General features: G+C 55.8%; 21 protein-coding genes. 8 read left to right on the top strand and 13 right to left on the bottom strand.

What is annotated here, in order from left to right:
* The first annotated feature begins 116 nt into the window (after window positions 1-116).
* From dmsA to DW56_RS16240, 4 genes are all read left to right on the top strand, one after another.
* Window positions 117-2,552 (top strand): dimethylsulfoxide reductase subunit A, encoded by a 2,436-nt coding sequence (gene dmsA, locus DW56_RS16225; RefSeq protein ID WP_035890146.1) that lies wholly within the window; start codon window positions 117-119, stop codon window positions 2,550-2,552.
* A gap of 10 nt (window positions 2,553-2,562) precedes the next feature.
* A complete protein-coding gene (locus DW56_RS16230; protein ID WP_024551394.1) occupies window positions 2,563-3,180 on the top strand; it encodes a DMSO/selenate family reductase complex B subunit in 618 nt (205 codons plus the stop codon).
* Between the two features lies 1 nt (window position 3,181).
* Complete coding sequence (locus DW56_RS16235; RefSeq protein WP_024551393.1) at window positions 3,182-4,039, top strand: DmsC/YnfH family molybdoenzyme membrane anchor subunit; 858 nt, start codon at window positions 3,182-3,184, stop codon at window positions 4,037-4,039.
* 70 nt (window positions 4,040-4,109) lie between these two features.
* Window positions 4,110-4,394, top strand: coding sequence for a hypothetical protein (locus DW56_RS16240; RefSeq protein WP_029589972.1), 285 nt, complete (start codon window positions 4,110-4,112; stop codon window positions 4,392-4,394).
* A 73-nt stretch (window positions 4,395-4,467) separates the two neighbouring features.
* Here the strand turns inward: DW56_RS16240 and rna are convergent, their stop codons facing one another.
* On the bottom strand, window positions 4,468-5,280 hold the full coding sequence (rna, locus tag DW56_RS16245; protein ID WP_024551848.1) for a ribonuclease I: 813 nt from the start codon (window positions 5,278-5,280) through the stop codon (window positions 4,468-4,470).
* A gap of 482 nt (window positions 5,281-5,762) precedes the next feature.
* Here rna and pagP point away from each other — a divergent pair, with 482 nt between their 5' ends.
* Together pagP and cspE are read left to right on the top strand one after the other, a co-directional pair.
* Window positions 5,763-6,323: a lipid IV(A) palmitoyltransferase PagP gene (gene pagP, locus DW56_RS16250; RefSeq protein ID WP_071789723.1), complete on the top strand. Its 561-nt coding sequence runs from the start codon at window positions 5,763-5,765 to the stop codon at window positions 6,321-6,323.
* 187 nt (window positions 6,324-6,510) lie between these two features.
* Window positions 6,511-6,720, top strand: a complete 210-nt coding sequence (gene cspE / locus DW56_RS16255; RefSeq protein ID WP_002439184.1) for a transcription antiterminator/RNA stability regulator CspE — start codon at window positions 6,511-6,513, stop codon at window positions 6,718-6,720.
* Window positions 6,721-6,940: 220 nt separating this feature from the next.
* Here cspE and crcB read toward each other — a convergent pair whose 3' ends face one another.
* Window positions 6,941-7,324, bottom strand: coding sequence for a fluoride efflux transporter CrcB (gene crcB, locus DW56_RS16260; RefSeq protein WP_024551846.1), 384 nt, complete (start codon window positions 7,322-7,324; stop codon window positions 6,941-6,943).
* A 101-nt stretch (window positions 7,325-7,425) separates the two neighbouring features.
* Between crcB and DW56_RS16265 the strand changes: the two genes are divergently transcribed.
* Window positions 7,426-8,214, top strand: coding sequence for a deaminated glutathione amidase (locus DW56_RS16265; RefSeq protein WP_024551845.1), 789 nt, complete (start codon window positions 7,426-7,428; stop codon window positions 8,212-8,214).
* Window positions 8,215-8,341: 127 nt separating this feature from the next.
* A complete protein-coding gene (gene tatE, locus DW56_RS16270) occupies window positions 8,342-8,545 on the top strand; it encodes a twin-arginine translocase subunit TatE (RefSeq protein WP_024551844.1) in 204 nt (67 codons plus the stop codon).
* An 83-nt stretch (window positions 8,546-8,628) separates the two neighbouring features.
* On the opposite strand, the gene lipA is transcribed toward tatE, so the two are convergent.
* The 11 genes from lipA to DW56_RS16325 form a co-directional block, all read right to left on the bottom strand.
* Window positions 8,629-9,594: a lipoyl synthase gene (lipA, locus tag DW56_RS16275; protein ID WP_024551843.1), complete on the bottom strand. Its 966-nt coding sequence runs from the start codon at window positions 9,592-9,594 to the stop codon at window positions 8,629-8,631.
* A 216-nt stretch (window positions 9,595-9,810) separates the two neighbouring features.
* Entirely contained in the window at window positions 9,811-10,785 is a 975-nt protein-coding gene (locus DW56_RS16280) for a YbeF family transcriptional regulator (RefSeq protein ID WP_024551842.1), read from the bottom strand.
* 318 nt (window positions 10,786-11,103) lie between these two features.
* A complete protein-coding gene (gene lipB / locus DW56_RS16285; RefSeq protein ID WP_024551841.1) occupies window positions 11,104-11,745 on the bottom strand; it encodes a lipoyl(octanoyl) transferase LipB in 642 nt (213 codons plus the stop codon).
* Window positions 11,746-11,827: 82 nt separating this feature from the next.
* The gene (gene ybeD / locus DW56_RS16290) at window positions 11,828-12,091 is read right to left on the bottom strand and encodes a DUF493 family protein YbeD (protein WP_002436065.1); all 264 of its coding nucleotides are present in this window, start codon (window positions 12,089-12,091) and stop codon (window positions 11,828-11,830) included.
* A gap of 105 nt (window positions 12,092-12,196) precedes the next feature.
* Window positions 12,197-13,408, bottom strand: a complete 1,212-nt coding sequence (dacA, locus tag DW56_RS16295) for a D-alanyl-D-alanine carboxypeptidase DacA (RefSeq protein WP_024551840.1) — start codon at window positions 13,406-13,408, stop codon at window positions 12,197-12,199.
* A 144-nt stretch (window positions 13,409-13,552) separates the two neighbouring features.
* Window positions 13,553-14,743 (bottom strand): endolytic peptidoglycan transglycosylase RlpA, encoded by a 1,191-nt coding sequence (gene rlpA, locus DW56_RS16300; protein WP_024551839.1) that lies wholly within the window; start codon window positions 14,741-14,743, stop codon window positions 13,553-13,555.
* A 10-nt stretch (window positions 14,744-14,753) separates the two neighbouring features.
* Window positions 14,754-15,866, bottom strand: coding sequence for a peptidoglycan glycosyltransferase MrdB (mrdB, locus tag DW56_RS16305; RefSeq protein WP_024551838.1), 1,113 nt, complete (start codon window positions 15,864-15,866; stop codon window positions 14,754-14,756).
* 5 nt (window positions 15,867-15,871) lie between these two features.
* A complete protein-coding gene (mrdA, locus tag DW56_RS16310) occupies window positions 15,872-17,770 on the bottom strand; it encodes a peptidoglycan DD-transpeptidase MrdA (protein ID WP_024551837.1) in 1,899 nt (632 codons plus the stop codon).
* Window positions 17,771-17,795: 25 nt separating this feature from the next.
* A complete protein-coding gene (gene rlmH / locus DW56_RS16315; RefSeq protein ID WP_024551836.1) occupies window positions 17,796-18,266 on the bottom strand; it encodes a 23S rRNA (pseudouridine(1915)-N(3))-methyltransferase RlmH in 471 nt (156 codons plus the stop codon).
* Between the two features lie 3 nt (window positions 18,267-18,269).
* A complete protein-coding gene (gene rsfS / locus DW56_RS16320) occupies window positions 18,270-18,587 on the bottom strand; it encodes a ribosome silencing factor (RefSeq protein ID WP_024551835.1) in 318 nt (105 codons plus the stop codon).
* Between the two features lie 276 nt (window positions 18,588-18,863).
* A complete protein-coding gene (locus DW56_RS16325) occupies window positions 18,864-19,487 on the bottom strand; it encodes an adenosylcobalamin/alpha-ribazole phosphatase (protein WP_024551834.1) in 624 nt (207 codons plus the stop codon).
* Window positions 19,488-19,570: the final 83 nt, after the last annotated feature.

Raw genomic sequence — 19,570 nt, forward strand, 5'->3', positions numbered from 1 at the left:
CCCCGCCTTTATTGACTGATATTAAGACCACCCGCTTTTTATTCCGCGACACTGCGTGCACTCAATAATCCCTTTCAAGGGATAGTTTTTTGGTTTTGATTGCAGTGGAGCACATCATGTCTGATGAAGAACACTACGGCGGGATCAGCCGTCGGACTTTAGTAAAAAACACCGCCATTGGCGGCCTGGCGCTGGCAGCGGGCGGGCTTTCGCTGCCATTTGGCTTGAAAAGCGCGGCGGCGGCGGTTACCGGCGCCCTTTCTGATTCACCCGAACGCATCGTCTGGAGCGCCTGTACGGTTAACTGCGGTAGCCGTTGCCCGCTGCGCATGCATGTTGTTGATGGCGAAATCCGTTACGTCGAAACGGACAATACGGGCGACGATAACTACGAAGCGCTGCACCAGGTTCGCGCCTGCCTGCGCGGGCGTTCTATGCGCCGTCGGGTTTACAACCCCGATCGCCTGAAGTATCCGATGAAGCGCGTGGGCAAGCGCGGCGAGGGAAAATTTGTCCGCATCAGTTGGGAAGAGGCGTTTGACACCCTTGCCGGAGAAATGCAGCGCATTATTAAAACGTATGGTAACGAGTCTATTTACCTGAACTACGGCACCGGCACGCTCGGCGGCACCATGACCCGCTCCTGGCCGCCTGGCAAAACGCTGATTGCCCGTTTGATGAACTGCTGCGGCGGCTACCTCAACCACTATGGCGATTACTCCACCGCGCAGATTGCCGCCGGGTTGAACTACACCTACGGCGGCTGGGCGGAAGGCAACAGCCCGTCTGATATTGAAAACAGCCAGCTGGTGGTGCTCTTTGGCAATAACCCCGGCGAAACGCGCATGAGCGGCGGCGGCGTCACCTATTACCTCGAACAGGCGCGTGAAAAATCCAACGCCCGAATGATTATCATCGATCCGCGCTACACCGACACCGGCGCCGGGCGTGAGGATGAGTGGATACCTATTCGCCCGGGTACTGACGCCGCGCTCGTTTCCGCTCTCGCCTGGGTGATGATTACCGAAAATCTGGTCGACCAGGCGTTTCTTGATAACTACTGCGTCGGGTACGACGAAAAAACCCTGCCCGCCGACGCGCCGGCGAACGCTCATTACAAAGCCTATATTCTGGGCCAGGGCGATGACGGCGTAGCGAAAACGCCCGAGTGGGCCTCGCGCATTACCGGCATTCCGGTGGATCGCATCGTGAAGCTCGCCCGGGAGATAGCCGGCGCGAAGCCCGCGTTTATTGCCCAGGGCTGGGGGCCGCAGCGCCATTCCAACGGCGAGCTGGTTTCCCGCGCTATCGCCATGCTGCCCATCCTTACCGGCAACGTCGGTATTAACGGCGGCAACAGCGGCGCGCGCGAAGGCGCTTACGCTATGCCGTTTGAGCGCATGCCGACGCTGGACAACCCGGTGCAAACCAGCATCTCGATGTTTATGTGGACGGACGCCATCGAGCGCGGCGCGGAGATGACCGCCCTGCGCGACGGCGTGCGCGGCAAAGCGAAGCTGGATGTGCCGATTAAAATGATCTGGAACTACGCCGGCAACTGTCTTATCAACCAGCACTCCCAGATAAACCGCACCCATGAGATTTTGCAGGACGAAACGAAGTGCGAGTTGATTGTGGTTATCGATAACCATATGACCTCGTCGGCGAAATACGCCGACCTGCTGCTGCCGGACTGCACCGCCTCCGAGCAGATGGATTTCGCCCTTGACGCCTCCTGCGGCAACATGGATTACGTGATTTTCGCTGACCAGGCCATCAAACCGCGCTTTGAATGCAAAACCATTTATGAAATGACCCGCGAAATCGCGAAGCGTATGGGCGTAGAGCAGCGCTTCACCGAGGGGCGCACGCAGGAAGGCTGGCTGCGGCATCTGTATGAGCAATCCCGCAAGGCTATCCCGGAGCTGCCTGATTTCGACACCTTCCGCCAGCAGGGCATCTTCAAAAAACGCGACCCGGACGGCCACTATGTGGCGTATAAAGCGTTCCGCGATAACCCGCAGGCCAGCCCGCTGACCACGCCTTCCGGCAAAATCGAGATCTACTCCAGCCAGCTTGCGGAGATCGCCGGCAGCTGGGAGCTGGCGAAAGAGGATGTTATCCATCCGCTGCCTGTCTACAGCCCAGGCTTTGAACATCATGACGACCCGCTAAGGGAAAAATACCCGCTGCAACTGACCGGTTTTCATTACAAAGCGCGCGCCCACTCTACCTACGGCAACGTCGACGTGCTGAAGGCCGCCTGCCGCCAGGAGATGTGGATCAATCCCCTTGATGCGAAACCCCGCGGCATCGCTAACGGCGACACGGTGCGTATTTTTAATGACCGGGGTGAGGTGCGTATCGACGTTAAGGTCACGCCGCGTATTCTGCCGGGCGTCGTGGCGCTGGGCGAGGGCGCCTGGTATGACCCCGATTCGGAAAAAGTCGATCGCGCAGGGTGCATTAATGTGCTGACGACGCAGCGTCCTTCGCCGCTCGCCAAAGGCAACCCGTCACACAGCAACCTGGTTCAGGTGCAGAAGGTTTAAGGAGTAACCCATGACGACCCAGTATGGATTTTTTATTGATTCCGCCCGCTGCACGGGATGCAAAACCTGCGAGCTGGCGTGTAAGGATTACAAAGATCTCACGCCGGAGGTCAGCTTCCGCCGCGTTTATGAATATGCGGGCGGTAACTGGCAGGAGGACAACGGCGTCTGGCATCAAAACGTGTTCGCGTATTACCTCTCCATCTCCTGCAACCACTGCGCCGACCCGGCCTGCACTAAAGTCTGTCCGAGCGGCGCGATGCACAAGCGCGACGACGGCTTCGTGGTGGTGAATGAAGAGGTCTGCATCGGTTGCCGCTACTGCCACATGGCTTGCCCCTACGGCGCGCCGCAATACAACGCCCAAAAAGGGCATATGACCAAATGCGACGGCTGCCATGAGCGGGTGGCGCAGGGGCAGAAACCCATCTGCGTGGAGTCCTGCCCGCTGCGGGCGCTAGATTTCGGCCCTGTTGACGAGTTGCGCAAAAAGCACGGCACGCTTGCCGCCGTCGCCCCGCTGCCCGGCGCGCATTTCACGAAGCCGAATATTGTGATTAAACCCAACGCCAGCAGCCGTCCGTGTGGTGATACCACGGGCTATCTGGCCAATCCGAAGGAGGTGTGAAATGGGCAACGGATGGCATGAATGGCCGCTGGTGCTGTTTACGGTGCTCGGCCAGTGCGTGGCGGGCGGATTGATAGTGAGCGGGCTTGGCTGGTTCGCGGTGGCGCATGAGCGTCCGGCAAGAACGCGGCTGGTGCGCGCCATGTTTCTGCTCTGGGTGTTGATGGGCCTGGGCTTTCTCGCCTCGGTGATGCATCTTGGGTCGCCGCTGCGGATGTTTAATTCGCTCAACCGCGTGGGGGCCTCGGCGCTCAGTAACGAAATCGCCAGCGGCTCGCTCTTCTTCGCGGTGGGCGGGCTATGGTGGCTGGCGGCGTTTTTCGACAAAATGCCGGTCGCGCTCGGCAAAGCGTGGCTCGTTGTCAGCATGGCGCTGGGGCTGGCGTTTGTCTGGATGATGAGCCGCGTTTACCAGATTGATACCGTGCCGACCTGGCGCAATGGCTATACGACGGCAGGGTTTTTCCTCACCGTGTTGCTGGGCGGGCCGCTACTCGGCGCGCTGGTGCTGCGACTTGCCCGGGTGCGCTTCAGCACGGCGCGTTTTGCGCAGATAAGCGTGGCGGCGTTACTGTTGTGCGTAGCGGTGATCGTGCTGCAAAGCCTGACGCTTGCCGATATCCACAGCTCTGTGCAGCAGGCGAGCGCGCTTATTCCTGACTATGGGCTGATGCAGGTGGGGCGGCTGGGGTTACTGGCGGTCGGTCTGGGCTGCTGGATTGCGCCGCTTATCCGTAACCGGGAGCCCCGGCCATCCTTGCTCTGCCTGGGGCTGGTTCTGGTTCTTGCAGGAGAAGTCATGGGCCGGGCGCTCTTTTACGGCCTGCATATGACCACCGGCATGGCGGTGGCCGGGTAACGTTTACCTCATTCAGAAAAGGGAGGCGGCGTTGCGCCGTCTCTCATCTGAAGCTGGATAAGGATATTGTATGCGTATAACTGTGGTGGCGGCGGCATGTCTCGCCGCCGCCGCGCTGTGGGCGCTGCCCGCGCAGGCGCGGCTGAGCGACGAGCAGGTGAAAGCCCGGATGATTGAGGCGTCGATAGCGGAGTACTCCGGCAACTGTCCTTGCCCTTATAACACCATGCGCAACGGCCGCAGCTGCGGCGGTCGTAGCGCCTGGAGCCGGGCAGGCGGTGAATCGCCGCTCTGTTATAAAAAAGAGATCACGCCCGCAATGGTAAAAGCATGGCGCGAGGCGAACGGAGAGTAAAAGCAGGCGGGTCAAAAACAGGGCGGGAAGCGCAGCGCCACCCGCCATCGCGCCTTAAAGGCGTGAGGCTTTCTTAATAGCCTGCTTCGTCCAGTACAAACTGCTTGCCGCAGTTGCCTGGGTGTGGCTGCGGCGCAAAAGAAGCGGGCGAAAGCGGCGCGTTGATGTCCGCTGCGTTGAGGGAAACCTGCATTTCAGTCAGGTAAGCAGGATTGCCGTTACAGGTGAGTTTCACCGCTTTGACGCTGCCGTTGCCATAGGCTTTTGCCAGCGCGTTATCGAAATCCGCCCGGCGGATAGTTTCGCCATAGTGCGCCGCCAGAAAGGCGCCGAGCGAACTTTGTTTAATTTCGCTGTTGAGGCGCACCAGGGTGCCGAAGTAGGCATCCGGGTCAAAGCCGAAGCAGACGCCGTGTTTGGCGTACTCATAGCGTTCCAGGCAAGAGTCGCCGCCTGCGCCAGGCATCACTTCGCTCAGGCGCGCGGCGGATTCCAGAGACAGACCCGTTTCCGCGGCGGCGCATTTCCTCGCCGGGCTTGCCATCGGCATATTGGGTATGGGGCGCGTGGCGCAGCCAAAGCGCATCCAGCGGCGTTCATCCACGCCCCGGGCGGCGATAGATTTCGGTAGCCCCGGCCACAGGCCGTGCGCCGTCAGATAAGCGCGCTTATCGTCCTGCTCTTTCTGCGTGCTGCATTCCTGAGGCTCATCCCGTTTACGGTCGTGCATGCTCTGACAAAACCCGGTTTGCCACGAAAGCGCCAGCACGTAGCGATCAAAATCCTGATATTTTTGCGCCGCTAACGGTTTTTCATCCGCAGCCTGAGCAATGTGCCATCCTGACAGTAACAGCCCGCACAGGGCCAGGTTTCGCATCCTGAACATTCTTTATCTCAATAAGTAAAAGCATTTAATTATTACTACTTATTTAAACACAAAAAGCGCCTACAGGCGCTTTTCATCATGACCGGCGCTCTAGCGCAGGGCAGCGGCAATATGGCGTAAATGGCGCCCGCTCAGGCAATCGAGAGGCCGTAAAGGCGCAGAAACAAGAATGCGCGGCATCCGGCTGGCTTTTATCGCCCTTAGCCGCTGTGATTTTCCCTTAGTCATGGGCGCGATGCGCATAGCGTGTGGGGGCGGCGGCGCGGCTACTGTTCTCGGCGATCAATGCGCGCTTAACTTTCGGCTACCCAGGGTTGTTCGCTTGACCGCTCCGTAAAAAGCGATTTCTTCTACCATAATGACCAAAGCAGCAATAAGCGTTTTATGTGAATTTCGCTACAGAGGGCGGTCGTTAAGCTTTTATTAAGTCAACGGCTGCCAGAATGCTTTAAATTATTTTTTTATAAGTAAGAACTGAATTGATGAAAATAGCGTTTACCTTTCTGCTCACTGCTCTGTTTCTTATTGCTGGCCCCAGCGCAGCGGAAATTAAACGCCCGGTTAAGCCCCTGACGACGCTTAAAAAGAATATTGCGCAAACATGGAATGAGCCTGCGCAATATGACGGCTACCTGCCGCTTATCACCTGGCACGCGCGCTTCGCTTATGACAAAGAGAAAACCGACAAGTATAACGAACGCCCGTGGGGGGCGGGATTCGGCCAGGCGCGTTGGGACGAAAAAGGCAACTGGCATGGTTTGTACGCCATGGCGTTTAAAGACTCGTTCAATGACTGGGAACCCATCGCGGGCTACGGCTGGGAGGCAACCTGGCGACCGCTGTCTGACGAGAAGTTCCGCCTTGGTCTTGGCTATACGGTAGGCGTAACGATGCGTGAAAACTGGAATTATATACCGGTTCCGTTAGCGTTGCCGCTGGCCTCGATAGGCTACGGACCGGCCACGTTCCAGATGACCTATATTCCCGGAACTTACAATAACGGCAACGTCTACTTTGCCTGGTTGCGGCTTACGTTTCAGTAACCTAAAAAAATCTGATTTCCCACTCTATCTTTATCCCTTCAAAAACAAGGGTTAATAGCGAGGCGGAAAAAAAGTTGGCGACTTTTATCACTTTTTAGCAAAGTTCGACTGGACAAAAGCCATCACAATTGATGTACTGATACCCGACACAGCATTTGTGTCGTTTTTTCATGTAAAGGTAATTTTGATGTCTAAGATTAAAGGTAACGTTAAGTGGTTTAATGAATCCAAAGGCTTTGGTTTCATCACTCCGGAAGATGGCAGCAAAGACGTGTTCGTACACTTCTCTGCAATCCAGAGCAATGGTTTCAAAACTCTGGCTGAAGGTCAGCGCGTTGAGTTCGAAATCACTAACGGTGCCAAAGGCCCTTCTGCTGCTAACGTAATCGCTCTGTAAGCGTCAGCAAGAATTTCAAAACCCGCCCACTGGCGGGTTTTTTTATGCCTGTTTTCGGCAAGGCTCAGTAAAATAAAAAGGTTTTTAAAAAGGCGGCGACGACCAGCGCGCTCAGCAGCATGGCCCCCAGACTTTGCAGATTCTCTTTCATGGCGACACCTCAGCAGGAAGATGCCCCATGGTGGCAGAGAAAGATTAAGGCTGGATTAAGAAATGAACCTTAATGAGCGCTGGCGGCGGAAAAGATCCAGAATGCGAGCGCTGTCATAATAAACGAGCCCGCCAGGTTAATCGCCACGTTTAACGCAGCCCAGCCCAACCGTCCTTCCTGCAATAAAAAAACCACTTCAGCCGAGAACGTTGAAAACGTTGTCAGGCCGCCGCAAAAGCCGGTGGTGATAAGCAGTTTCCACATGGGATCGATATGCGTCATGCGGTTAAACCAGGCAAGCCCCGCCCCGATAATAAACGCGCCAGCCAGGTTGGCGGTCAACGTGCCAAGCGGAATAGCATGATGCAGCGGATTCAGCCGCAGGCTCAACCACCAGCGTAAAACGCTGCCCGTACCGCCGCCAATAAATACTGCCAGTAAAATATTCGCCACGTTAAAATCCATTAGCAGAAAGTTCAGAAGCTAAAGTCTACCGCCGCTGCGCAGGGTCTGGCTATCACGGATATACTCATTAAAAAAGCACGGGGGCAACGATGAAAATTGCTGTTGGGCAGTTCGCCGTCGCGCCGCAATGGCGGGAAAACGCATTAACCTGCGTGGAGATGATGACAAAAGCGGCGGAACAAGGGGCTGATTTGCTGGTGCTGCCGGAGGCATTGCTGGCGCGTGAAGACAACGACCCGGATTTGTCAGTGAAATCCGCGCAGTCTCCTGAGGGCGACTATATGCGTATGTTGCGCGAGGAGAGCCTTAAAAACGCGCTTACAACGCTTTTGACAATACATGTGCCCACTACCGGCGGCAGAGCGGCAAACACGCTGCTGGCGCTGCGTGGCGGCGAAATTATCGCGCAGTATCAAAAGCTGCATCTCTACGATGCATTTTCCGTTCAGGAATCCCGTCTTGTGGATGCCGGCGAATCAATTCCGCCGCTGATTGAGGTGGCGGGCATGAAGGTGGGCCTGATGACCTGCTACGATCTGCGTTTTCCGGAGCTGGCGTTAAGCCTGGCGCTTGCTGGCGCAGAGGTGCTGGCGCTCCCCGCCGCCTGGGTGCGCGGCCCGCACAAAGAGCACCACTGGGCGACTTTACTCGCCGCGCGGGCGCTGGATACCACATGCTATGTGGCGGCGGCAGGGGAGTGCGGCAACAAAAATATCGGCCACAGCCGGGTAGTGGATCCGCTGGGCGTGACCCTGGCTGGCGCTGCGCAATCGCCTGATCTCATCTTTGCGGACATTTCTTCACAGCGCGTTGCGCAGGTGCGGGAAAAATTGCCGGTGCTTAAAAATCGCCGTTTCGCCGCGCCGCGCTTGTTGTGATGTTTTTTTACGCAGCGCTTGATTCACCTTGTTACAGATTGCTATTGTGTGTCGGGCTCAAATGTCCGTTAATAAGTGCGGGCTTTCGGGTGGCCATTTAAGCGCCAGTTTTATAAAGAAGGTATGTATGGGTGAAATTAGTATTACTAAGCTTCTGGTGATCGCCGCGCTGGTGATCCTGCTGTTTGGTACCAAAAAATTGCGCACGCTGGGCGGTGACCTCGGCGCTGCGATTAAAGGCTTTAAGAAAGCAATGAACGACGACGACGCCAGCGCGAAAAACGCCCCGGCGGCTGACGCGTCCGCAGAGCGTCTCTCCCACAAAGAGTAACTGCGTGCTGCCTTTGAGGCATAAAAAAACCGGCGCTTAATGGCCGGTTTTTTTGTGGGATAATGTCAGTACGTAACAGAATGTTACTTCACTTCCATCCCTTTCGCCTGCAAATCGGCGTGGTAAGAAGAGCGGACAAACGGACCGCAGGCAGCATGGGTAAAGCCCATCGCCAGCGCTTCCGCTTTCATCTCTTCGAACTCATCCGGGCTTACGTAACGCTGCACAGGCAGGTGGTGACGGCTGGGCTGTAAATACTGACCGAGCGTTAACATCGTCACGCCATGGGCGCGCAAATCGCGCATTACGGCGACGATCTCTTCGTTAGTTTCGCCAAGACCGACCATCAGGCCAGACTTAGTCGGGATCTCCGGGTGCGCTTCTTTAAAACGCTCCAGCAGCTTCAGCGACCAGGCATAATCCGCGCCCGGACGAACCTGACGGTAAAGACGCGGCACGTTTTCCAGGTTGTGGTTAAACACGTCCGGCGGCGTAGCGTTGAGAATTTCCAGCGCTTTATCCATACGGCCGCGGAAATCCGGCACCAGCGTTTCGATTTTAATGGTTGGGTTTTTCTCACGAATAGCGCTGATGCAATCGGCGAAGTGCTGGGCGCCGCCGTCGCGCAGGTCATCGCGGTCAACGGAAGTAACAACAACATAACGCAGACCCATGTCGGCAATGGTCTGGGCCAGTTTTTGCGGCTCGTTAGCATCCGGCGCGACCGGGCGACCGTGGGCTACGTCGCAGAACGGGCAGCGACGGGTGCAGATAGCGCCCAGGATCATAAAAGTCGCGGTACCGTGGTTGAAACACTCCGCCAGGTTAGGGCAGGAGGCCTCTTCACAGACGGAATGGAGGCCGTTTTTGCGCATCGCCGCCTTGATTCCCTGAATACGGGTAGAGTCGGCAGGGAGTTTGATTTTCATCCACTCCGGCTTTCTGAGCAGTGCCTCGCGCTCTGTCACCACGTTTTTTACCGGGATAAGGGCCATTTTATCGGCATCGCGGTATTTCACACCGCGTTCCATCACAATGGGTTTACTCATAGCGTGCGTGTTCCAGTTGCGGATAACGAAGGAAAGCGTCTCAATTCAAGTAAGCGTTGCATTTATCAACTATTTTTGAATTAGCGGCACGCAGTATATCATCAGTAACAGGCAGAAATCAGCCTGTGGGCACGGGAAATGGAGAAAGAATTGTAAAATAGTTGTTATTTCGTGCCCTTATGTGGGTTAAACGCCTGTGAGCAGGCGTCTGTCACGTCAGAGCGCGGCCTCGGGCTGGCTGAATCCTTCGACCAGGGCCTCAATAACGCTTTGCACGACCGGGTCGCGCAGACTGAACTTATTGTAATGCAGCGATATATCGACGCCTTCATCAATTAAAAAATCGGTTTTAACTTCGCTAAGCTGCCAACTCTCTTTAAACATTTCATAAAGCCTGCCGGGCATAAACCCGATCAGATCGCTGCTGCCGATAATGGCGGCGATCGTGACCATGTTGTAGCTGCTGAAACTTACGGTGCGGTTTGGGAACAGCGCGTTGATCTGTTTACGCAGGCTGCCTAACGTTTCATTGGGCATCATGATAAGCGTCTGGCCATAGCGTTGCAGTTGCTCCTGGGTGACAGGCGCTTCGCTGCAAGGATGGCCGCGGCGGCACACCATCACTACGCGGTCTTTAAACAGGCGATGACTGCTCAACGTACGCGAAGTCCAGGAGCTGGCGTCGATAACAAGGTCAGTCTGAAACTGGCTGAGCTGCGCTTCGGTATCGGTAAGCGGGATATTACGGATCTGCAAATTCGGGCTGACTTGTTGTATCAGCTGATAAATCTGAGGAATAACCAGCGCGCCGACAGAAGGCGAGGTAGCGACGCTCAGGGTACGCTGCTTGTCATGTTCGCCGTGGAAATCCAGGGCGCCGAGAATCGACTCCAGCCCCTGACTAATGTACTCGTGAAGATGTGAGGCATAGGCGGTAGGCGTTACCCCCTGGCCTTTACGAATAAACAGGGGGTCGGGAAAAATCAGTCGCAGTTTTTGAATTGACTGGCTAATGGCCGATGGCGTCAGATTCAGTATCCTGGCGGCGTTGACTATCCCTTTATGAACGTAAACCGCTTCAAAAATGGTCAACAGGTTGAGGTCGATATTTCGCAGCGTCTGGAATATTTGCGGTTTGTTCGCATCATTTCTTTTGGCGCCGGGGTGCTCCGGGGGATGGTTGAATTCCACGCTACGCTCCAAATACAGTGATAAAACATATAATAAATTGATTATATTTATTAAATCTATGAATTGGTGATTAAGCAGACAATAAAGCCGTTGACGTGTCGTTTCACTATTAAGTGAATAAGACTTTTGGCTAACGGCAAGCAGGAAAAACGTTTTTTCAGATTAATCTCGCCTTGACGGTCGCGGTCAGTAATTTATTGTCTGAATTAATAATTCCTCATTCAGGCGAAAAGAAAATATATAATCCGTCACAGATTGTAAAGCGGCAAATAAACGGCGGGAAGCGCCGCAACGTATGGTTGCGGCGGAAATATAATATTAAGCAGTAATATATTTCGCACTGGGATTATTAAGCAGTGCTAAAAAATGCTGAATGAGGCGGGGCTGAATTTGCCCGACAGTCGCTCCCGGGCGCAGAGCGCTGACCTGCGTCATTTCCATTCCGGCGTACCCGCATGGGTTAATACGCAAAAAAGGCGTCAAATCCATATTAATGTTCAATGCCAGCCCGTGAAAGGAACAGCCTTTGCGAATGCGTAAGCCAAGCGAACAGATTTTTTTATCGCCAACATAGACGCCAGGCGCATCGGCGCGAGGATGGGCTTCGATATCCATTTCCGCCAGCGTGTTAACTACCGTCTGCTCCAGCAAAGTCACCAGTTCACGTACGCCAAGTTTGCGGCGCTTGAGATCAAGCAAAACGTACATAACCTGCTGGCCTGGGCCGTGGTAAGTCACCTGGCCGCCGCGATCGCTCTGAACCACCGGGATATCGCCGGGCATTAACAGATGTTCCGCCTTGCCAGCCTGGCCCTGGGTAAATACCGGATGGTGTTCAACCAGCCAAATCTCATCGGGGGTTGATTCATCGCGACTGTCGGTAAAATCATGCATCGCCTGCGAAACCGGCGCATAAGGCTGCAAGCCGAGCTGACGAATCAGAAGGGTATCCTGAAACAAAACAGCGTCTCCGGAAGGAATAGGGTGCGGGGAGTATATCACAGGGAAGCAGGAGGTTGCCCGGCTCCGGCCGGGCGACGGGTTACAGCACCATACGGACGATTTCAATATTGCCCAGCTCTTCATAGAGCGTTTCAACCTGCTCGATATGCGTCGCGTTAATGGTGATTGAGACCGAGTGGTAATTCCCTTTGCTGCTCGGTTTAACCTGCGGCGTGTAGTCGCCAGGGGCATGGCGCTGCACAACCTCAACGACCATATCAACCAACTCAGGCTTCGCCAGACCCATCACTTTGTAAGTAAAGGGAGTAGGGAACTCAAGAAGTTCGTTAAGTTTGGTTTTCATGTCAGCTCCAGCGTTACGTCAGAAAATAATAACTCCCGCCGTAGCGGGAGTTGGATTGATGCCTAGTATATGGGGACGCATCCCTGGCTTTCAAGTGGTCAATTTTTAACCGAACCAGTGATGAAACATCAGCTTGATGTAATCAATGATTTTGCCAAAGAAATTGCCTTCGTGGATCTCTTCCAGCACAACCAGCGGGCGCTGATCGATAGTTTTGCCATCGAGCTGGAAGTTAATGGTGCCCACCACCTGATTTTTAGCCAGCGGCGCGTGCAACTCTGTGTTGTTCAGCACATAGCTTGCCTTAAGATCTTTCATACGTCCGCGCGGAATGGTCAGGTAGACGTCTTTATCGACGCCCAGCGAAGCGCGATCGCTGTCGCCAAACCAGGCTGGCTCAGAGGCGAACTCTTTACCTGCTTTAAGCGGGCTTACCGTTTCGAAAAAGCGGAAACCCCAGGTCAGCAGTTTTTTGCTTTCCGCTTCGCGGCCTTTAAAGGTGCGTCCGCCCATGACTGCGGAGATGAGACGCATCTGGCCTTCAGTCGCGGAAGCAACCAGGTTATAGCCCGCTTTGTCGGTATGACCTGTCTTAATGCCGTCAACGTTCAGGCTGTTATCCCACAGCAGGCCGTTGCGGTTAGTCTGACGAATGCCGTTAAAGGTGAACTCTTTTTCTTTATAGATGGTGTATTCGTTCGGCACGTCGCGGATCAGCGCCTGGCCAATCAGCGCCATATCGCGAGCGGAGCTGTATTGCCCTTCCGCATCCAGACCATGCACCGTCTGGAAATGGGTATTTTTCAGACCGAGCGCGTTCACATAGTTGTTCATCAGCCCGACGAAAGCGTCCTGGCTGCCAGCGACATAGTCCGCCATCGCCACGCAGGCATCATTGCCCGATTGCAGGTTAATGCCGCGAATCAGCTGGGAAACCGGCACCTGCATGCCCGGTTTGAGGAACATCAGGGAAGAGCCTTTGAACACCGGGTTGCCGGTGGCCCAGGCGTCATTGCCGATGGTGACCAGATCGGACTCTTTAAACTTGTTGGCTTTCATCGCCTGGCCGATGACGTAGCTGGTCATCATTTTGGTCAGGCTTGCCGGGTCGCGGCGCGCATCGGCGTTCTGCTCGGCAAGCACTTTGCCGGAGTTATAGTCGATCAGGATGTACGACTCAGCATCAATCTGCGGAACGCCGGGGATCATGGTTTTGATGTTGAGATCGTCAGCGTGAGCGGTAGAAAGCGCTGCGACAGAAAACGCGGTGGCAAGCGCTACGCGCTGCATAGAACGAACGGAGAGAGTGGTCTTCATGGTCAGAACAACGACATCCGTGATGAAATGAAAAAAAGTGCCTTACTATAACAAATGCGTTTTGGGCTGGCATCCGACTTTGCTCATGACTTTGTTAATGGTCTTTACCTTAACTGACAAAGCGGCAAGCCAGCCCTTTACGGTTTATTGAGCGGCGGCGTTAGTGACGAAAGACTGCAATTGCGCCTCGCTTTGCAGCCGCTGCTGCAAGGCGCTGGCCTCGGATTTGCTGGCGAAAGGCCCGAGCTGGACGCGATAAACCGCGCCGTTCTGGTTAACCCGGCCAGGCACCGAGAATTGCTGGCTTAATTTTTGTTGCCACTGGCTGGCGCGGCCTGCGTCGCTGACGGCGCCAACCTGGACGACATAACCCGATGCAACCGCGCCAGAAGCGCTTGCGGCGGCCGTTCCCGGCACAGCGCCCTGAACAGAGCCGGGCGCGGTAACAGGCGCCGCAGGCTGGCCCTGCGCGGGAGCCGCCTGTTGCGGCGCGGCGACAGGCTGCGCCGTCACGGGCGCGTTAACCGCACCGGCTGGCGCCGCAACGGGTTGGGGCGTTTCGCTTTCCAGCACGCCGCTGTTAAGCGTAGTGGGCGCACCAAGGAAACCGCTGCTCTTCACCGGAGCGCCGGTCGCATCTTCGCTTTGCAGCGTATCGTTGCTGATAGCGCGTACATCGCCCTGCGGCTGCTGCGGTTCCGGCGCTGAAGAAACGCTGCCCATGCCGCCGCTTAAATCAGGGCGAGCGGGCAGAGCGTAAGTCTGTTTAGCGACGGTTGTGCAGGCCATGCCAGGGCCGGAAAGCGACCCGTCCTGCGCGACAATAATCGGGTCGATACGCACTTTCGTATTGTTTGAGGTGTTCAGCCTGTCCGCCGACGCGCGGGAAAGCGAAATAACCCGGTCGTTGCCGTAAGGACCACGGTCATTAATTCGCACCACAATCATGCGGCCGTTCGCCAGGTTGGTCACGCGCGCGTAGCTTGGAACAGGCAGCGTAGGATGCGCTGCGGTCAGCTGCATGGGATCGAAGGGCTCGCCGGATGCAGTCAGGTTGCTGCCAGGCTCCGCGTCGTAAATAGCCGCAAGCCCCGTCTGGCTGAAGCGGGAAAGATCCTGCACGATTTTATAGCTTTTGCCGTCGCGCTCGTAATCCTGGTTAACGGAGGGATTCAGCGGCTCATAGCGGGGATCCGCGCCGCTTATCTCCACAACAGGCCCATTACAGACCGCCGGTTGCGGCGCAACGGGCGCCTGCTGTTGTCCCTCGTCAGGGGTAGTACAAGCCGCCAGTAATCCTGCGGCAATACAGACGCCAAGCCACTGCTTACGCATTGCGCACCTCTTATACGCTTTTTGACAACATTTTCCTGTGGGTATGGATCGACATCACGATGCCAAACCCGGCCATGAGTACGATAAGGGCCGAGCCCCCGTAGCTCACCAGCGGGAGCGGTACGCCGACGACCGGTAAGATCCCGCTCACCATACCAATATTCACAAAGACATAAACGAACAAAATTAGCATGAGGCCGCCGGCCATGACGCGACCAAATGTCGTCTGGGCCCGCGCCGCTATCCACAAGCCGCGCATAATCAGCAGCAGATAAAGCGCAAGCAGCACCAGCACGCCCACCAGCCCCAGCTCTTCCGCCAGTACCGCGAAGATAAAGTCGGTGTGGCGTTCAGGTAAAAATTCCAGCTGCGACTGGGTGCCGTGCAGCCAGCCTTTGCCGCGCAGGCCGCCGGAGCCTATAGCAATTTTAGACTGGATAATATGATAGCCTGCGCCCAGCGGATCGCTTTCCGGATCGAGCAGCATCATGACGCGCTGACGCTGATAGTCGTGCATCAGAAAGAACCAGAGGATCGGAATAAACGCGGCCAGTAGCAGAACCGCAATGCCGATGAGCCGCCAGCTCAGGCCGGAGAGAAACAGGACGAACAGCCCTGAAGCGGCAATGAGAATTGAGGTTCCGAGATCCGGCTGCGCCGCCACCAGCAGCGTCGGCATAAATATCAGCACCAGGGCGATGCCGGTATTTTTAAGCGTTGGCGGGCAGACGTCGCGGTTAATAAAGCGCGCCACCATCAGCGGCACCGCGATTTTCGCTATCTCAGATGGCTGAAAGCGCACAATGCCGAGATCAAGCCAGCGTTGAGCGCCTTTAGAGATGGCGCCGAAGGCGTCTACCGCCACCAGCAAAATAATACAAAAAATATAGAGATAAGGCGCCCAGCCTTCGTAGACACGCGGCGGGATCTGCGCCATCACGATCATGATGATAAGTCCCATCACGATCTGGCCGATTTTTCGCTCCATCATGCCAATGTCCTGGCCGCTGGCGCTCCAGATAACCATCGCGCTGTAAAAGCAGAGCGCAAAAATGATCAGCAGGAAAGTGGGGTCGAGGTGGATTTTGTCCCACAGCGACTTCTTATTGGGATTGTCGGTCATGGTTATTAATCCTCAGCCGCTGCCTGAGCCGGGTTCTCGCTCGGCAAGTCGGTGTTGTTATCCCCGAGCATAATATGATCAAGGATTTGACGCATGATGGTGCCCACCGCCGGACCGGCGCCGCCGTTTTCCAGGATCATCGCCACGGCTACCTGTGGGTGATCGTACGGCGCGAAAGCGGTCATCAGCTTGTGGTCGCGAAGACGTTCGGAAATTTTATGCGCGTTATAGGTTTCGTTGGCCTTCAGACCAAACACCTGCGCCGTACCCGATTTCGCCGCGATTTTATAAGGCGCGCTGGCGAAATATTTGTGGCCTGTACCGTTGGCGCGGTTCGCCACGCCGTACATGCCGTCCTTCGCGATCTCCCAGTATCCGGAGTGAATATCGCCTACCGGCGGTTGCTCTGGCTGTCGCCAGGGCACCTGCTGACCGTTCACATTGGTGCTCATCAGCAGATGAGGCACTTTAACAATGCCGTCGTTAATCAGGATCATCATCGCTTTGTTCATCTGCACCGGCGTTGCGGTCCAGTAACCCTGGCCGATGCCGACAGGAATGGTGTCGCCCTGGTACCATGGCTTCTTAAAGCGCTTCATTTTCCATTCGCGGGTCGGCATGTTGCCGGAGCGCTCTTCCGCCAGATCGATGCCGGTAAGGTGGCCGTAGCCAAACTTGTTCATCCATTCGGAAAGCCTGTCGATACCCATGTCATAAGCGACCTGGTAAAAGAAGGTATCCGCTGATTCTTCCAGCGATTTGGTTACGTTCAGGCGACCGTGGCCCCATTTTTTCCAGTCGCGGTAGCGTTTCTCGGAACCGGGAAGCTGCCACCAGCCCGGGTCGAACAGGCTGGTATTGCGGTTGATGACATTGGCGCTCAGCGCAGACACCGCCACGTAAGGCTTCACCGTCGACGCTGGCGGGTAAACGCCCTGGGTGGCGCGGTTAATCAGCGGCGTGTTCGGGTCGTTAAGCAGCGCCGAGTAATCTTTGCTCGAGATGCCGTCCACAAACAGGTTCGGGTTGTAGCTTGGGGTGGAAACCATCGCCAGAATGCCGCCAGTGCGCGGGTCGGTTACCACGACTGCCGCGCGGCTCCCCTGTAACAGGGTTTCGATATAGCTTTGCAGTTTGAGATCGAGCGTCAGATAAATATCGTGCCCCGCCTGCGGCGGCACCTCTTTAAGCTGGCGGATCACGCGGCCACGGTTGTTGACTTCAACCTCTTCATAGCCAGTCTGGCCGTGCAGCACATCTTCGTAATAACGCTCAATGCCGAGCTTGCCTATATCGTGCGTGGCGGCGTAGTTTGCGAGCTTGCCGTCTTTATCAAGCCGCTCGACATCTTTGTCGTTGATTTTTGAAACATAGCCAATCACGTGGGTGAGGGCGGAGCCGTAGGGGTAATAACGGCGCTTATAGCCTTTTACTTCCACGCCGGGGAAGCGGTACTGGTTAACCGCAAAACGCGCCACCTGCACTTCCGTCAGGTTGGTTTTCACCGGAATTGAGGTGAAACGATGCGAGCGGGCGCGCTCTTTTTTGAAGTTGGCAATATCGTCATCGTTAAGGTCGACGACGCTTCGCAGCGCTTCGAGCGTCTTCTGCACGTTATCGACCTTCTCCGGCATCATCTCCACCTGATAAATAGTGCGGTTGAGAGCCAGAGGAATGCCGTTACGGTCATAGATAATGCCGCGGCTCGGCGCGATAGGAACCAGCTTAATGCGGTTTTCGTTTGAGCGCGTCTGGTAGTCGTTGAAACGCACAATCTGCACGTTATAGAGATTGGCGATCAGCACGCCGGTAAGCAGCAAAATCCCCACAAAGGCGACAAGGGCCCGACGCACAAAAAGCGCGGACTCAGCCGTATAGTCGCGAAAAGAATTCTGTAATTTCATCCGCTGCTTAATCTACCTGGTAGCGTTACTCACGATGGTAAGGGTGGTTGGTGGTAATGCTCCACGCGCGATAGAGACTTTCCGCAACCAGAACCCTTACCAGCGGGTGGGGGAGCGTAAGGGTCGAGAGCGACCAGCTCTGCTCCGCGGCGGCTTTACAGGCAGGGGCCAGGCCTTCCGGCCCGCCAATCAGCAGGCTGACGTCGCGCCCGTCCTGTTTCCAGCGCTCCAGCTCTTTGGCGAGGCGCGGCGTATCCCAGGGCTGCCCTGGAATATCCAGTGTGACAATACGGTTGCCTTTGCCTGCCGCAGCCAGCATCATTTCACCCTCTTTATCAAGGATGCGTTTGATATCGGCATTTTTGCTGCGCTTACCGGCGGGCACTTCCACCAGTTCAAACGGCATATCTTTCGGGAAGCGGCGCAAATATTCGGTGAATCCCGTTTGTACCCAGTCGGGCATTTTGGTGCCGACGGCAACAAGCTGCAATTTCACCCGTCAGCCCCAGAGCTTTTCGAGCTCGTACAGGCGACGGCTCTCTTCCTGCATAACGTGTACGATGACATCGCCCAGGTCAACCACCACCCAGTCTGCGGCGTTTTCGCCTTCCACGCCGAGCGGCAGCAGGCCAGCGGCGCGAGATTCCTGCACCACATGGTCAGCAATGGACACAACGTGGCGGCTGGAGGTGCCGGTGCAGATGATCATACAGTCGGTGATGCTGGATTTGCCCTGGACATCTAAGGCGACAATGTCCTGACCTTTCAGATCGTCGATTTTATCGATTACAAAATCCTGGAGTGCTTTACCCTGCAAGTTTTCCCCCTGAGAGAGTGAAAAGTTAACGGACGTGAACGCCACGTCTTTGATTTGACTATTCTGGTTGCCTGCCTGACGCATCGGGCTGGCAGGCGGACAGAAGTGGGCTATCATCCCACCGCTGGCAAGAGTTTGCATCGCCATTTTTGTAAAACAATTTCAGAAAGGCGTGTACGGCGGGAGAAAGTCCGGCAGCGGAGAATAGCAGCATCGCCCGCCGTGTCAATGGGCGTCTACGACTATCGCCTTGATGTTTCGCGGCAGTAAGCAAAATCAGCGTGTATGCAGCGGGTTTGCCTGCCAGGGCGCCCGGTTGTTAAGCGTGCGCAAAGTGACAAATTCATCGAAGCGCTCCAGCATGCTCCATGCGCCTTGTTCGATAATAAAGTGCCATAGCGAAGCGGAAGGCATCTGCATCAGACGAGCGATAAGCAGGCTTAATACGCCCTGATGACTCACCAGCAAGATGTTCTGCGCATCGTTCATGGTTTGCAGCCGCGAGATAAGTTGTTCTACCCGCAAAGAAAAAGCCTGAAAGCCTTCGCCGTTAGTCGGCACAACGTTTTGCCAGTCGGCGCACCAGGCGGCGTAGTTAGCCGCGTCTTCACGCTGCAAATCGCGGTGGTGACGCATCTCCCAGTCGCCAAAATGCATTTCGTTAAGCAAAGGTTCAACGACCGGCGCCAGATCCCGTTGCGCCAGAATCAGCTTTGCGGTGTGTTGGGCACGGCCCAGGGCGCTGCATAAAACGTTATCGAACGGCACGTCGCGCAGCATTTCGCCTACGGCCTGGGCTTGTTGAATGCCGCGCGGGGTTAACGCCGTTTCTGAATGACCGCTATAAAGCCCGGCCACGTTGGCCTCGGTTTGACCATGACGCACCAGCCAGAGTTTCATGCCTGTTCTCCTCGTATTACCTGTATGCAGTTTATCACTGAAAAAAATGAGGTCGGCGGCTTTAAGTAAAGATGTGCGCGGGA

It is taken from the genome of Franconibacter helveticus LMG 23732, assembly GCF_000463115.2.
Classification (GTDB): Bacteria; Pseudomonadota; Gammaproteobacteria; order Enterobacterales; family Enterobacteriaceae; genus Franconibacter; species Franconibacter helveticus.